This is a genomic window from Streptomyces alboflavus, from assembly GCF_000716675.1.
Taxonomy (GTDB): Bacteria; Actinomycetota; Actinomycetes; order Streptomycetales; family Streptomycetaceae; genus Streptomyces; species Streptomyces alboflavus.
Map to the genome: position 1 here is coordinate 22,377 of NZ_JNXT01000036.1, position 13,429 is coordinate 35,805.

Annotated in this window: 12 protein-coding genes and 1 pseudogene; 5 read left to right on the top strand and 8 right to left on the bottom strand. The window is 70.5% G+C overall.

Features of this window, described 5'->3' with window-relative positions; all coding sequences use genetic code 11:
• Positions 1–2 precede the first annotated feature (2 nt).
• Together OO63_RS25015 and OO63_RS41540 are read right to left on the bottom strand one after the other, a co-directional pair.
• Entirely contained in the window at positions 3–1,487 is a 1,485-nt protein-coding gene (locus OO63_RS25015) for an FG-GAP repeat domain-containing protein (protein WP_051811160.1), read from the bottom strand.
• Between the two features lie 112 nt (positions 1,488–1,599).
• On the bottom strand, positions 1,600–3,033 hold the full coding sequence (locus tag OO63_RS41540) for a DUF418 domain-containing protein (protein ID WP_051811161.1): 1,434 nt from the start codon (positions 3,031–3,033) through the stop codon (positions 1,600–1,602).
• A 345-nt stretch (positions 3,034–3,378) separates the two neighbouring features.
• Here OO63_RS41540 and OO63_RS25025 point away from each other — a divergent pair, with 345 nt between their 5' ends.
• Positions 3,379–4,350 (top strand): S1 family peptidase, encoded by a 972-nt coding sequence (locus OO63_RS25025; protein WP_078619343.1) that lies wholly within the window; start codon positions 3,379–3,381, stop codon positions 4,348–4,350.
• Positions 4,351–4,450: 100 nt separating this feature from the next.
• Positions 4,451–5,344 (top strand): hypothetical protein, encoded by an 894-nt coding sequence (locus OO63_RS25030; protein ID WP_030361487.1) that lies wholly within the window; start codon positions 4,451–4,453, stop codon positions 5,342–5,344.
• Between the two features lie 18 nt (positions 5,345–5,362).
• Here OO63_RS25030 and OO63_RS25035 read toward each other — a convergent pair whose 3' ends face one another.
• The gene (locus tag OO63_RS25035) at positions 5,363–5,623 is read right to left on the bottom strand and encodes a DUF397 domain-containing protein (RefSeq protein WP_030361488.1); all 261 of its coding nucleotides are present in this window, start codon (positions 5,621–5,623) and stop codon (positions 5,363–5,365) included.
• Entirely contained in the window at positions 5,620–6,432 is an 813-nt protein-coding gene (locus OO63_RS25040) for a helix-turn-helix domain-containing protein (RefSeq protein ID WP_234311346.1), read from the bottom strand. The genes OO63_RS25035 and OO63_RS25040 overlap by 4 nt, the downstream gene beginning before the upstream one ends.
• 83 nt (positions 6,433–6,515) lie before the next feature.
• Here OO63_RS25040 and OO63_RS25045 point away from each other — a divergent pair, with 83 nt between their 5' ends.
• Both OO63_RS25045 and OO63_RS44855 read left to right on the top strand, forming a co-directional pair.
• On the top strand, positions 6,516–6,935 hold the full coding sequence (locus OO63_RS25045; protein ID WP_030361490.1) for a hypothetical protein: 420 nt from the start codon (positions 6,516–6,518) through the stop codon (positions 6,933–6,935).
• A 31-nt stretch (positions 6,936–6,966) separates the two neighbouring features.
• Positions 6,967–7,878 carry a hypothetical protein gene (locus tag OO63_RS44855; protein WP_199819535.1) on the top strand — a complete coding sequence of 304 codons (912 nt, stop codon included), beginning with the start codon at positions 6,967–6,969 and terminating at the stop codon, positions 7,876–7,878.
• A gap of 4 nt (positions 7,879–7,882) precedes the next feature.
• Here OO63_RS44855 and OO63_RS45560 read toward each other — a convergent pair whose 3' ends face one another.
• Positions 7,883–9,613: a tetratricopeptide repeat protein gene (locus tag OO63_RS45560; protein ID WP_051811163.1), complete on the bottom strand. Its 1,731-nt coding sequence runs from the start codon at positions 9,611–9,613 to the stop codon at positions 7,883–7,885.
• 68 nt (positions 9,614–9,681) lie between these two features.
• A complete protein-coding gene (locus OO63_RS25060) occupies positions 9,682–10,521 on the bottom strand; it encodes an SDR family oxidoreductase (RefSeq protein ID WP_030361493.1) in 840 nt (279 codons plus the stop codon).
• Between the two features lie 291 nt (positions 10,522–10,812).
• On the opposite strand from OO63_RS25060, the gene OO63_RS25065 reads away from it, so the two are divergent.
• Positions 10,813–11,478: a TetR/AcrR family transcriptional regulator gene (locus OO63_RS25065; RefSeq protein ID WP_030361494.1), complete on the top strand. Its 666-nt coding sequence runs from the start codon at positions 10,813–10,815 to the stop codon at positions 11,476–11,478.
• Here OO63_RS25065 and OO63_RS25070 read toward each other — a convergent pair.
• Complete coding sequence (locus OO63_RS25070; RefSeq protein WP_033264439.1) at positions 11,447–12,064, bottom strand: hypothetical protein; 618 nt, start codon at positions 12,062–12,064, stop codon at positions 11,447–11,449. The genes OO63_RS25065 and OO63_RS25070 overlap by 32 nt on opposite strands.
• Before the next feature lie 296 nt (positions 12,065–12,360).
• Positions 12,361–13,317, bottom strand: a pseudogene (locus tag OO63_RS25075) (AraC family transcriptional regulator); the annotation flags it as partial.
• Positions 13,318–13,429 lie beyond the last annotated feature (112 nt).

A 13,429-nucleotide genomic window follows, 5' to 3' on the forward strand; every position in this document is an offset into this window, starting at 1 on the left:
GGTCAGCCCGCCATCCGGTACCCGAAGTTGCCGCCGGTCGCGGGGCCGCCGACCGTGCCGAGGTGGAAGCTGGTGGCGCCCTCGCCGGTGACACCGGAGGCGCCGGTGGCGAGCTTCCAGACGCGGCCCTTGAAGCCGTCCTCGCCGTTGCCGCCGACGTACACCTCCGTGGCGCCGTCCGTGCCCGAGCCGACCACGGCCACCGAGGCGCCGAAGTGGTCGTCCTTCTCCGAAGTGCTCGGTATGCCACGGGAGTTCTGCGTGAACGACGCGGCGCCCGTCGTGGTGATTCCGTCCGCGCTGCCGCGCAGCACCGTGATCGCGCCCGAGCCCGTGGCGGCCGGGTCGGAGCCGGTCTCGTACGAGGCGCCGACGATCAGGTCCCCGTACCCGTCGCCGTCGGTGTCGCCGATGGCGAGCGACGAGCCGAACTTGTCGCCCGCCTCCTCGACGCCGGGGACGCCCGCGCTGGCCTGCGTGTACGCGCGGGACTTCACGGTGGTGCTGACGCCGTCCTTGCCGCCGTACGTCACGTACACCTTGTTCTGGCCGGGGTAGCCCGTGACCAGGTCCTGGTAACCGTCCTTGTTCAGGTCGCCGAACGCGGAGGGCATGGAGTCCTCGCGCTTGTACGGGCCGGGGAACTCGCTGCCCTTCACCAAGCCGTCCGGGGAGCCCTTCAGGACCACGCCGCCCGGCGTGCCGCTGCCGAGGTTGGCGCTGCCGCTGGCCACGATGTCGGCGGTGCCGTCGCCAGTGAGGTCGCCCACGTAGACCGTGCCGATGAGGAACTTGTCCAGCGTGCCGGTGTCCCGGTGCCACACCCCGGCGGGCTTGCCCGTGGTGCGGTTCAGCGGGCCGAGCAGGGTCGTGACGCCGTAGGAGAGGCCGTTGTTGGCGCGGCTCACGAAGTCGTCGACGCCGTCGCCGTTGACGTCACCCACGCCCATGCCGCCGCCGAGCAGCCTCGGGGAGGTCGCGGTGTAGTCGCCGGACGGCAGGGCGGTGCCCTCGCCGGTGATGCCGTCCTTGCTCCCCCACAGCACCATGTTCTTCTGGAGGTAGTGCACGACCAGGTCGTCGTACCCGTCGCCGTCCAGGTCGCCCGCGGCGCTGACCTCGCGCCACTTCCCGTCCGCGACCGGCTCGCCCGGGACGCCCGGCGTGGCCTGGCTGAGAATGCCCGCCGTCTCGTACTTCAGGCCCGTCGCCGAGCCGTACGCCACGGTGACGACGCCCGCGCGCTTGATGTCGCCCACGGTGGCGGTGTGGGCGCCGATGGCAAGGTCCTGGTAGCCGTCGCCGTTGAAGTCGGCCTTGTCGCCGCCCTTGGCGGCTGCCGAGTCTCCCCGCTCGGCCGCCGTGCCCGCCTGCTTGCTCGATGTGTTGTCCGCCGTCGGTGCGGCCAGAGCCGCGGGTGCCAGCCCTGTCGTCCCGACGAGTGCGGCCGCGCATACGGCGGCCGCGGTGAGCGCTCTGCGGCGCATGTGGTCCCCCCACTTCCCATGGCGGACCGGGCGAACCGGAGGTCCGGATGCCCGGAATAGTCGCCAAAAGATCAAATCCAGCCAGATGATAAGCGGAGATGGGCGGGAACGCTCACGTCCGTTTCCCGTACATCAGGCGCCGCAGCAGTGTCTCCGCGGGGCCGCGCTTCCCCCGTATCTCCAGTGCGTACGCCCCCGCGACCGTCACCAGCCACACCCCGAAGGCGAAGAGCACCATCGTCGCGCTGGTCAGATGCTCGCCGAGGCCGAGGCCCCAGGCGGCGAGGATCGGGGCGAAGAGGAGGGAGTGGGTGAGGTAGCAGGAGAGGGAGCGCTTGCCGACCGCGGAGATCGCTGTGACCGCGGTGGCGACCGGGGCCGAGGTGAACGTCGTCGTTGGCGTGGCCGCCGTGGCCGCCGTGGCCGCCGTGGCCGCCGTGCTCGCCGTGGCCGGCGTGGCCGACGTGGGTGTGGTCGCCGTCGCCGGACCCGGAGTTGCCTCCCGCGGCCAGTCCTGCCGCTCCCGCCGCCCCCGCCGCTCCTGCCGCCGCGTCCACCAGTGCACGAACAGGGCCACCAGCGCCACATAGCCGAGACCCGCCGCACTGCCTGTGACGTCCCGCAGCGCCATCAGCGCACCCGTCTCGCTCTGCGCGTCCGCCGATACGTCCAGCGCCCCCACGTGCGCCAGCGCCGCGGGCAGTCCGCCCAGCCAGCCGATCGCGATCCCGATGATCGCCGTGCCCCGCAGCAGCCTCAGGTGCTCGCCCGGCTCCTCCAGGATGCGGCGCCGTGCCGCCCAGAACCCCAGCAGGAAGATGAAGCCGCCGCCCGTCACAAGGACCAGTGGTGCGGCCGCGCCCACCAGGAACAGGCCCGTCATCATGCGCGTGCCCGCCGCCGCGAGCCAGCTCTCCTTGCCCGCCGCGTACGCCTCGCTGCCCGCGTCGGCCCCCGCGTCCCCCAGCGAGCTCAACTCGCCCTGGAGCGCTGCCGTCACGACCGGCTGCGCCGCCGCCGCGACGCTCACCGTCACGGATATCCAGATCCACCACTTCAGCGCCCGGTCCCCGCGCCGCAGGAACAGCCAGCCGAGGCCCAGGCTCAGCAGCCCGTAGTACCCGACGATGTCCCCCGCCATCAGCAGGCCCGCGTGCGCCAGCCCTATGACGATCATCCACAGGCTCCGCTTGCGCAGCAGCGCGGCCGCCTTCCGCTCCGGCGTCCCGGTCGCCGTCTGGCGCAGATACAGCTGCATCATTCCGTACCCGAACAGGAATGCGAACAGCGGATAGATCCGGAGGTCCAGGCCCACGATCATCGCGAACTGCACCGTGTGATCCAGCCAGCCCCCGTTCGTCGGCTGCCACCCCGACGGCCCGTAGTCCGAATTCCACAGGTGGAAAGCCGTGTTCGACATCGCGATGAACAGCAGCATCAGCCCTCTGGCGAGGTCTGGTGCGAGGGCGCGCTCGGCGGCGCGGACCCCTGTCGGGCGGGGGGCCACAGGTCGGTTCGCCTCGGCGGCAGCGGTGTCGAAGGTCATGCTTCGACGCTATTGCTGGCCCCTGGGCCTGGCGTCAGCCGATCGGCTATCTACGGCTACCCAAAGGTGAGTGTGCGGCGAGGAAGGCGGTCCAGGTGGCGGGGTGGAGGTGGAGGATCGGACCGGTTGGGTTCTTGGAGCCAGTGGGCGCCGAAAGACCGCGTGCGCGTAGCCCGCCTTTGCGGGATGGCCCGAGGGCGCGTGGTCCGTCTGGCGGGCGCTGCCGACTCGGGAGGGACCGCACGGCACGAGACCCATTGCGCGCATTCTTCACGGTAGCTCCACGACCTGGCCGTCGCCGACGGGGATCCGACGCCGCTCACCGACCCCACGCAGGCCGCAGAGTTGGCGTCGCAACTCGGAGACGACCGGACCGGCGGCACGTACTACAAGGACGGACGCCTCGTAGTCGCGGTCACCGACCCGGCAGCCGCGCAAACCGTCCGGGATGCGGGTGGAATCCCGAGGCTCGTGACCCGTAGTGCAGCCGAACTCACCTCCATCCAGAGGGAGCTCGACGAGTTGGCCGGAATTCCCAACACGGCCTGGGGTGTCGAGGCGAGCAGCAATCAGGTTTCTGTGGAGATCTTCGACGGTGTCTCCGCTGCCGACCGAGCGCGCATCGAACAGGTGGCGGAGGCGCACCCCGGTGCAGTGCGCATCGACAGGCTCGACGGCAAGATGGAGACCGCCACCACCCTCCGCGGCGCCAATGGGATCACCTCCAACGGCTCGGTCTGCAGCGCCGCGTTCAACACCAAGAACTCATCGGGGAAGGTGTACACGCTCACGGCCGGGCACTGCGTACCTGGTACCGGCAACGTGTGGCGCGTCGCGCACGACAGCACCCGCATCGGCACGCAGACCGCGTACCGAGCCCAGGGCGGCGATGCCAATCGTGGAGCGGACTGGGCGACCATCAAGAAGGACAACGCGAACCTCACCACGCACGGGACTGTGAGGTACTGGGGCGGCGTCTACAAGCAGATCGACAACTCCCGGTTCGCGGCTGAGAACGAAGACGCAGACCGGATCGGACGCACCAGTCAGGACAAGGTCGGCCACATAACCAAGACCAGTGTCACCGTCACTTACGACGACGGAACCACGATGTACAACATGTACGAGTCCAGCCACTGCGCCAAGCGCGGCGACAGCGGAGGGCCTCTCCTCCACGGTAAGACGGCCCTCGGCATCGTTTCCGGTGGCAACCACGTAGACGAGCCCTGTGGGGACTCCGACGGGCAGGACGACCGCCGTACCATCTCCACGAAGGTGCAACTGGTGTTGAACGAGCGCGGCCTCCGCGTCTACTGACGCGTTTCCTCCACTGCTGTCGCAGCCGGTGAACCCATCCAGGGCCAACTACGTCCGAGGGGTGTCACTGTCGTCACACCGTCGTGTTCCGGAGGTCGAAATGCGTATCAGGGCGTCCCGCACCACGGTCCTGCTTGCCTTGGTGGCCGCGTCCGTCACTGTGGCGGGCACTCTCTCCGGTTGCGGCAGCGAGAAGAAGGAGGCCGCCGACGGCTCGGAGGTCGGGGACCGCGCCCGGCAGGTCGCTGCGGCATGGGACGGGTCTAACGCCGCCGGGGCATGGCAACACGGCTACTTCCCCATGGGGGAGGCCGTCCAACTGCCGAAGGGCGGCCTACGCGGCCACGCCGATCAGCGGGCCTATCGAAACGAGACGTACATTCTGCGAGGCGAGTTGCCCGCCACCGCACCGAAGGGCGGTCGGGTGACCTGGGCGAACGGCGGATCGCTCACACGCCCTCTGGCAGAGGCGGACAAGGCGTACAAGGCTCTGGCCCGCGCCCGCGTCGACGGACCACACCTCACCGTGACCGGGGCGAAGCTGGGCAGGATGACGCTGCCGACCAGCCGCGGGCCGGCGAAGGTTCCTGCCTGGCTCTTCACCCTGGAAGGCTACGACTCTCCCCTCAAGAGAGCCGCTGCCATCCCGTCGAAGCTTCCCGCTCCGCCGGTCGAACCAGTCCGTGACCTCCCCGGCGGCCCGCTCGACCAACTGGTCCGGATTGCGGCTGACCGCCGCGCGGTGACTGTGGTCGCCCTTCACGGCGCCTGCGACGACGGGCCCAAAGTCGACGTGCTGGAAACGCGCGGCAGCGTAGTCCTGTCGGCCTCCGTCAAGAACCCGGAGGAGGGCGACTGCACCAAACAGGCGAAGAAGAGGCGGGTGACGGTGCGGCTGGAGCGCCCTCTGGGCGACCGCGTTCTGCTCGATGCGCACACGGGTCGACCGTTGGCGTACGGGCAGCCGCAGGGGCCTTCGCCCAGTTGGAGCTGAGCGTTTCCAGTACATCGCTCAGGTGAGACGTCTTTGCGCGGAGAGGAAGGCGGTCCAGGTGGCCCGCCCTATGCGGAGGATCGGACCGGTTGGGTTCTTGGAGTCGCGTATGTGGACGGCGGCGGTCGCGTCGAGGGTGGGGCAGGGGGCCACTTCCACGCACTCGCCGCCCTGCTCACTGCTGTAGGACGACTTGGCCCAGGCGAGGGCCACCTCCAAGCACTCCCCGCCTTGGCTGCCGCTGTAGCTGCTCTTGAACCAGTTCAGGTCAGTGCTCATAGGGCCTTTGCCACCTGCTCGATGAATTTGGCGGACTCTTCGGGGCTGAGAGCCTGAGCTCGCAGAATGCCATAGCGTGCGAACAAGTTGCCGAGCTCAGGGTGTTCGCTGACGAAGTACCCGCCACTCGGCCCCTCGACGTATGCGAGTTGGTTGCGCTCGGAGGTCTCCAGCAGAATCATCGGCCCGTCCAGCCCGGCGTGCTCCTCACGCTTGTGCGGCATCACCTGAATCTCGACATTGCGCCTGTGGCCAACATCGAGCAGATTCTCCAACTGCCCTTTGAGTGCCTGTCGGCCGCCGAGCGGCCGAGTCAGCGTGATCTCCTCCAGCACGAAGCCGACGATTGGTGCGGGCTTACGCCACAGAACCTGCTGACGCTCAAGTCGGGCCGCAACGCGCGCTTCGATCTCGTCGTCCTCCATGGGCGGGCAGTGGGTGCCGAAGATCGCACGCGCGTAGTCCTCGGTCTGGAGAAGCCCCGAGATCACGTGGTTCGCGTACATGTAGATGGCGACCGCCCTTGCCTCCTCCTCGGCGTACTCCTCGAACCACGCAGGGAACCGGCTGGCCTTCAGGTTCGCGCCCGCGGCCAAGAGTGCACCCTGTGCACCCAGCACGTCGTCCGCGATCTCCACGAACTGCCCCTTGGGCGCCCGCTCTCCCCGCTCCACCATGGCCACTTGGGACTTGGAGTACTTCACGTATGCCCCCAGGCTGTCCTGGGTCATCCCGGCCCGCTCCCGGAAGAAGCGCAGCAACGCGCCGAACATCTTGAGGTTCCCCGACCCTCGTTCACCGGAGTGCACAGCGACCTCCTCAGGTGCACAACACAGCACAGCCTCCACCAGGCCCTGGTCACAGTATGTGAGCGCCCGTGATCATGTGCTCCATGAACCTGGAAAATCCCCCCACCCTCGTCCACCCCTGGATCCCGGCCCACGGCCACGCCCTGCGCCACACCGGCGTCCTCTTCGACGCGATCCGGATCCCCGGCGAACTGGGCGACCAAGTCGCGTACGAACTGATCCAGTTCACCGACTTCAAGGCGGGCCCGATCATCCGCGAGACGGCGGGCGCCCGGAACATGTACTTCGTCCTGCGCGCGGGCACAGCCGCCCTGCACGTCTGGCGAGGTGGCGCCCGCGCGCTGGGCCGCGACGGCCGGGGCGTCGCCTTCGTCGGCGTACCCGCCCTGGACGGCAACACCTGGCCACTTGACTGGCGCTCGCTGCCGACCTGGGAAGCGCCGTTCGTGGAGGGGGAGTTGCTGCAACAAATGGTGGATCGGGTGTTGGCTACGGTACGGTGACCGCGCAATCACGCTCTGTGCGGTAGCGCGCATGGAGCGGTCCCCGGAGGTGCTAGCAACACCGCCCGAGGACCTACACCACCGAGTGGATCTGGAGTCCATCGGGATGCTTCGGCATGCTATCGCGCCCTTGCGGCGCTACACGAAGGCCAAGCGACTCCTCGCCGACGGCGGCTACTTGCACGAGTGGCGGTGGCAAGGCGAGCGGGGGCGCTGGATCACGGAACAGTTGCTGGCGAACGTCACCCTCACGCGTGAGGAGGCGGGGGTGGTTCGGGAGGGAGGTTGCCCGGAGATCCAGGAGATCCAGGAGATCCCGGCGCCCCCGGATCCGCCGGTGTCGCCGGTGTCGCCGAGTGCGCGGCGACGGACGGTCGGTCGGCCGAGGGGTCGGGAAGTCGGTGGCTCTTACCCGGACAAGAACGTGGGGGAAGAACCTTCCCCCCTCCCACCCGAACCCGGTCCCGAACCTGAACCTGACCCTGAACCTGAAGCGCAGGCCGAGCCGGAAGTCGCCGAAGCCGAGCGGGTGTTGCTGTCGCTGCGGCACGTCAGCCAGGAGCTGCTGCTCGGGGTGCGGGAGGCCAGAGGGCTCGCGGACCAGGCGGCGGAGTGGCTGCGTCGGGGTGTGTCGGCGGCCGAGCTGCGGCTCGCGCTGACGGCCGGGTTACCTGCGGAGGGCGTGCGGTCGGCCGCCGGGTTCGTACGTCATCGGCTGGAGCGGAAGCTTCCGGCGGCGGTGGAGGTGGCGGCCGCGCCCGGGGCGGGAGTTGGGGTGCTGGTGACGTGCGAGGGGCCCGGGGATGAGCACGTGTTCCGACGGGTGGGGGAGGAGCGGGAGTGCGGGCGGTGTCGGGTGGGGGCGGCAGCGGGACAGGTGGGGGTTGTGAGGGGGGTGGTGTGGAGGGAGCGGGTTGCGGGGCTGGTCGGGGGTGTGGGGTGAGGGATCAGTCCGGGGCGCTGTTGGTGAACTGGCTGCGGAGGGCCTCCGCTTCATCCGTGCGCCCCGTGGCAGCCAGCAGGTTGGCGAGGCCGGGCGCGGCATAGGGGTTGCCTCGGTCGAGTGCCTGACGGTAGAGCGTTTCGGCTTCCTCGGCGCGATCGGTCAGTCTCAGGAGGAGCGCGAGGTTGGTCGTGGCAGTGAGGTCGCCCTTTTCGTGCTCCTGGCGACAGAGGGTTTCGGCTTCTTCGGTACGGCCGGTCTGCGCCAGGAGTACGGCGAGATTGGCCGTGGCGTAGAGATGGCCCTTTGCGTGGCCTTGGCGGTAGAGGGTTTCGGCTTCTTCAGTGCGGCCGGTCTCGTCCAGGAGTACGGCGAGGTTGACTGTGGCGTCGGGGTGGCCCTTCGCGTGGGCTTGGCGGTAGAGGGTTTCGGCTTCTTCGGCGCGGTCGGTCCCCTCCAGCAGGAGCGCGAGGTTGCACATGGCACGCCAGTCGCCCTTCTCGGCCAGTGGCCGCACGGCCGCCTCCGCGACCTGGAGCGCACCGCCCTGGTAGGCGCTCGTCGCGACGGCGAAGCGCTCGGCGTCATCGCCCGCGTACGCGAGCGCAGCCTCCCGTACCCAGTCCGGCACCGCCGCCTCCGCCCCGTCCACGAGATAGTCGAACGCCGACCACCACCCCTCCTTCACCGGCACCAACGGACTCGTCACCCCCAGCCGCACCCGCGAAGCCCACGCGAACGCCTCCTCGATCCCTTCCGGCCGCAGCACCGAACCACCCGCGTCCGCCAGGGACCGCTCGTGCACCTCCACCAGCAACCCTTGCGAGTACGGTCCTCGCAACCCAGCCCGCGACAGATCCACGGCCGCCGTCACGAGCGCCGCCCCACGCGCATGCCCGCACGCTCGGCGCGCACGCTGCCACTCCCGCAACAGCACCGGCCCGGCCGCCATGTACTCGGCGATTCCGTACGTCCCGTGGCGCGCGACCGCATCCGCGATCCGCGAGTCGTCACTGTCCCGGGCGCGGGACAACTCTCCCTCGCTCCATAGCCGCTCCAGGTCGACCGCCTCGGCCTTCCTCAGTACCCGAGCCCCCAGCCCGGCCCAACTCTGCGTGGCGCCCCCGGCATCGGCGCCGCCGTCCTCGCCCACACTGAACGTCTCGTACGGCTTCAGCCGCATCGTCGCCACCACCGGCACCCGCAGCCGTACGAACTCCGCGAGCACCTCCGGTTCAAGCCCCTCCGGCCCGAGGTACTGCTCCAGGTCGTCCAGCCACACCACGCACCGCAGATCCCCGTGATCCCCGGAGCCCTCCAGCACCTCCGGAGCAGGCCGCAGCTTCGCGCCCACCGGGGGCGCCAACACCCGGTACCCCGGCAGGAGTTCCCGCACCGCCTCGAACGCCGCCCGCGTCTTCCCCGCCGTGGAATCCCCTACCACCAGTACGAGGCCGCCGTCCTCCGCCGCCTCCTGGATCCGCTCCCGCAACTCCCCGTCGACGTCCCGCGCGACGTACGGCGGCAACTTGCTGCCGTCCTCGCCGGGCCGCGCCCGATGCGCCCCGGCGTCCAGGGCGTCCCAGTCGCGGGCGACCGGCCAGCGGTCGGGGTCCTGCAAGTACCGCTGCTGCGGCGCCCCCGCCCGTTCCCCGCCGAACGTGACGGACCCGATCGACTGCGCCTGGATGACGTCGCGCTGCTCGCCGCCGGAGATGTGGTTGTCGCCCGTCATGCCTACCTACGGTAGTCGGGGAGGCGTGCCCAACTTCCCTGTTCCGGTAGGAGATTCGGGCTGGTGGTTCAGTCGGTCGTGAAGTCGGCCATGTGGTCGGCGGCCCATGTCGTGAACGGGCGTGCCGGGTGGCCCGTCAGCTCCTCGACCGTGGAGGTCAGGGCTACCGGCTTGCCGTCGTTGGACTCCCACCAGTTCAGGAGCGCGTCCGCGTACTTGCCGGGGATGTACTCTGCCATTTCCTCCTTCCACTCCTCGCGTGTGACCCGCTTGATCGAGGCCGGGCGGCCCGTGACCGTGGAGAGCTGGTCGATCTGCTCGGTGAACGACAGCGACTCGGGGCCACTCAGGGTGAACGTGCCGCCATGGTGCCGGAGTTCCCGGATGACGGCTCGGGCCGCCTCCGCCACGTCCAGCTCGTGGATCGGGTCGTTGTGCGCGTCCGGGAACGGCAGGCTCACCGGGCGGCCGGCCTTGATGGGCCACGCCCAGGCTGAGGCGTTCGAGGCGAAGGAGCCCGGGCGGAGAATCGTCGTGGTGATCCCGGACGCCAACAGGGCGTTCTCCACGGTCAGGTGGGACGCGGCGAGCGGGTCGTCCTCGGGGGCGGGGCCGAGGACGCTCGACGAGGACAGCAGGACGATGTGCTCGACTCCGGCCTGTTCGGCGTGGGTGACGAAGTCGGTGACGCGGTCGGGGGAGGCGTAGAGGAAGACCGTCTTCACGCCGGTCAGGGCGGCGGGGAAGTCGGCCGGGTCGGTGAGGGCGAGGCGGGTCGTGGGGACTCCGGAGGGCGGGGCGAGGTCGTCGGGGTGGGCCGAGCCGAGGCGCAGGGGGAGGCCGTCGGCGTGGAGGAGGGCGGTGAGGCGGGTGGCTACGGCGCCGCGGGCGCCGGTGATGAGGATCATGGGGGATGGTTCCTTTGGGGTGGTGAGGGCTGAGTGGGCCGGGCAGGCCGGGCTGGGCCTGGGTGGGCCGAGCGGGCCGGGCCGGGCAGGCGAGTCGGGCGGGCCGGTGGCCCAGGCGGGCCGGTGGCCGGGGCGGGCCGTGAGGCCGACGAGTGCCTTGGTCGTCGTACCGCCGCCAGGAAACCGTGACGATTGCCGTTCGTCACGAACGGCGTTCGTTGTCGTGCCTCCAAGCTAGGTAACGAACGCTGTTCGTGTCAAACGGCGTTCGCCCGCAGCTACGCTTCCCCCATGACCACCCCGCCGACCAGCCGCCGCGCGCGCCCCGCCAAGGCCCCCCTGAGCCGCGACGTCATCGTGCGGACCGGCCTGGAGATCCTGGACCGCGACGGCCTGGACGCCCTGACGATGCGCCGCGTGGCCAAGGAACTCGACACCGGCCCGGCCTCGCTCTACGTCTACGTAGCCAATCGCGACGACCTCATGACGGCCATGCTGGACGCGGCCCTCGCGCAGGTCCCTGTCGCCGCGGAGGGCACCTGGCAGGAGCGGCTCCGGGCGCTGATGGCCGCCGCTACGGAGGCGATGAGCCGCCATGAGGGCCTGGCGGCCGTGGCCCTCGGGGCGATCCCCACCGGCGACAACGCGCTGCTCGTCCTGGATCGCATGCTCGCGCTGCTCAAGGAGGGCGGCCTGGACGACACGACGGCCGGGTGGGCCGTGGACCTGCTCTTCCTCCACGTCGCCGCGGCGGCGGCCGAGCAGAGCGTGTACAACACCAAGGACATCGGCAAGGTGGACGCCATCACCGCGGCGGACCGCCGCTACGCGTCCCTTCCTGCCGACGAGTACCCCATGATCACCGCACTCCGCGCGTCCCTGTTCGCCCACGGCGACCGCGGCACATGGCACCTGAACGTCCTGATCAACGGCATCCTTCACACGCCCGCGCGCTGAGGCGCGCGCCTTCGCGCTCCCCGGTGGGGGTAGCGCCGGGGCGACGGCGGCGGTAGTACGCGATGGCGAGGGCGATGATGGCGGGCCCCCACACGGCGGTCGGCGAGATGCACACGGTGGCGAGCGCCTGCCAGGCGCTGTTGGAGTACTCGACGGTTTCGGTGACGCCGAACAGCGTGAGCCTGCGGCGCTCGCCGATCGGCACGCCGGTGAACAACGCGGTGAGGATCAGACCGCCGACGACGGCGGGCACGAACGCCGCGAGCGGCCGCACGCGCTTCCCGCCGATGACCGGGATCCAGGCGGGCGCCACCTCTCCCCATCCCCGCACGAGCCCGATGGCCAGGATCGCGGTCACCTCGCTCAGCACGCTGAGCGCCACCACGTACGGGACGCTCACCCAGTACGGCGGCATGCCCAGATCCTGCGCCTGCCCCATCTCGAAGTGCACCGCGAACGGCAGCCGCCACAGGCATGACGGCAACAGAAGCAGCGGAAGCGCGTACGCAAGCCGCGTCGCCCAGCGCGGAACGGGCCGCTCCGTGTCCGGGACCTGCGGGCGGGTGTGAATGATCTTCAGCGTCATGGGTCCAGCGTCGCGGGGCGGTCGCGGTGAGCAATCGCCTACAGGGGTGAAGGCGCTCCGCCGCGCGGGGGAGGTGTGTGTCGCCCTGGGGCGTGCGTTCTCGCCGGTCGACGGCCAGGTGACGCTGTGCCTCCGTGGTCGGGATCTCCATATGGGAACTCGCCCTGCGGACTCGTACGTTCAATGGCTTGAGCGGCTTGAGCGGCTTGAGCGGCTTGAGCGGCTTCAGTAGCTTCAACAGCTTTCTCGCTGCCACGTCCAGCGGCGCTCTCGTTGCCGCCAAGTGCGGTGCCGGGCGTGCCCGCCCGCTTCCGGTACCGGCCCGGCGTCACCCCGAACTCCCTGTTGAACGCGTGCGACAGGGCGTACGGCGAGCCGTAGCCCACCCGGCGCGCGATCGCGTCCAGGGGCGCCTCGCTGTCCCGCAGCAGCGCCGCCGCCCGCGTCATCCGCCACCAGCTCAGGTACGCCATCGGCGGGCGGCCGACCAGCGTCGTGAACCTGCGGGCAAGCGTGGCCCGGGAGACGCCCGCGCGGGCCGCGAGGGTCTCGTTCGTCCAGGGGTGGGCCGGGTCCCTGTGCAGCACGCGCAGGGCCGTCGCCACCGCCGGGTCGCCGAGCGCGCACGCCCAGCCCGGCGTCCCCGCCTCCGCCCGGTCGGCCAGCCACGCCCGGATCAGGTAGACGAGGAGCAGGTCCAGGAGGCCCGGTACGGCGATGTCCGTCCCGGGGCGCGTGCCTGTCGTCTCGTGCGCCAACAGGGCCAGCGCCGAGTGCAGTTCGGGGTGGCGGTCCGGGGCGGCCGGGAGGTGGACCACGTCGGGCAGCTCGGTGAGGAGGGGGTGGGCGCGGGCGCGGTCGAGGCGGTACTTGCCGCACATCAGCTCTGTGGTGGGGGTTTTCGGGTCGGGGGTGCCTGATCCGGGGGCACCCGGGCCGGGGGCGCTCGGCTCGTCTCGGCCCGACCAGCTCTCGAAGTTCACCGCCCGCCTCGCCGCCGCCGGCCCCTCCGCCGCCGCGTCCGCGAGTACGTGCTCCGAGCCGTGCGGAAGCAGCACCACATCGCCCCGGCCCAGCGCGACCGGGCGGCGGCCCTCGTCGAGGAGGAGCTGGCAGCTGCCCGCCAGGACCACGTGGAAGCCTGCTCCCTCGTACGCGGACAGCCGGGCGCACCAACTGCCCGCCGCCCGCACCCGGTTCGCCGACGGGGCGCCGACCCGGACCGCCGCGATCGCGTCGCTCACCACGTCCATGCGGTCAGCGTACGCGGAGAGTGAGACGTTTGCGTATGTGCATGAGGCCTTCGCGCATTGAGGCGCTCATGGCCGTCTCCTAGCGTGGGGTGCGGCGGTCGAAGACCGACGC

Bases quoted from the DNA above. Each gene is read 5' to 3' on its own strand.
- OO63_RS25015 (WP_051811160.1), bottom strand. From the start codon at position 1,487: ATGCGCCGCAGAGCGCTCACCGCGGCCGCCGTATGCGCGGCCGCACTC.
- OO63_RS41540 (WP_051811161.1), bottom strand. From the start codon at position 3,033: ATGACCTTCGACACCGCTGCCGCCGAGGCGAACCGACCTGTGGCCCCC.
- OO63_RS25060 (WP_030361493.1), bottom strand. From the start codon at position 10,521: ATGATCCTCATCACCGGCGCCCGCGGCGCCGTAGCCACCCGCCTCACC.
- OO63_RS25070 (WP_033264439.1), bottom strand. From the start codon at position 12,064: ATGACGCTGAAGATCATTCACACCCGCCCGCAGGTCCCGGACACGGAG.
- OO63_RS44855 (WP_199819535.1), top strand. From the start codon at position 6,967: ATGGAGCGGTCCCCGGAGGTGCTAGCAACACCGCCCGAGGACCTACAC.
- OO63_RS25045 (WP_030361490.1), top strand. From the start codon at position 6,516: ATGAACCTGGAAAATCCCCCCACCCTCGTCCACCCCTGGATCCCGGCC.
- OO63_RS25030 (WP_030361487.1), top strand. From the start codon at position 4,451: ATGCGTATCAGGGCGTCCCGCACCACGGTCCTGCTTGCCTTGGTGGCC.
- OO63_RS45560 (WP_051811163.1), bottom strand. From the start codon at position 9,613: ATGACGGGCGACAACCACATCTCCGGCGGCGAGCAGCGCGACGTCATC.
- OO63_RS25035 (WP_030361488.1), bottom strand. From the start codon at position 5,623: ATGAGCACTGACCTGAACTGGTTCAAGAGCAGCTACAGCGGCAGCCAA.
- OO63_RS25065 (WP_030361494.1), top strand. From the start codon at position 10,813: ATGACCACCCCGCCGACCAGCCGCCGCGCGCGCCCCGCCAAGGCCCCC.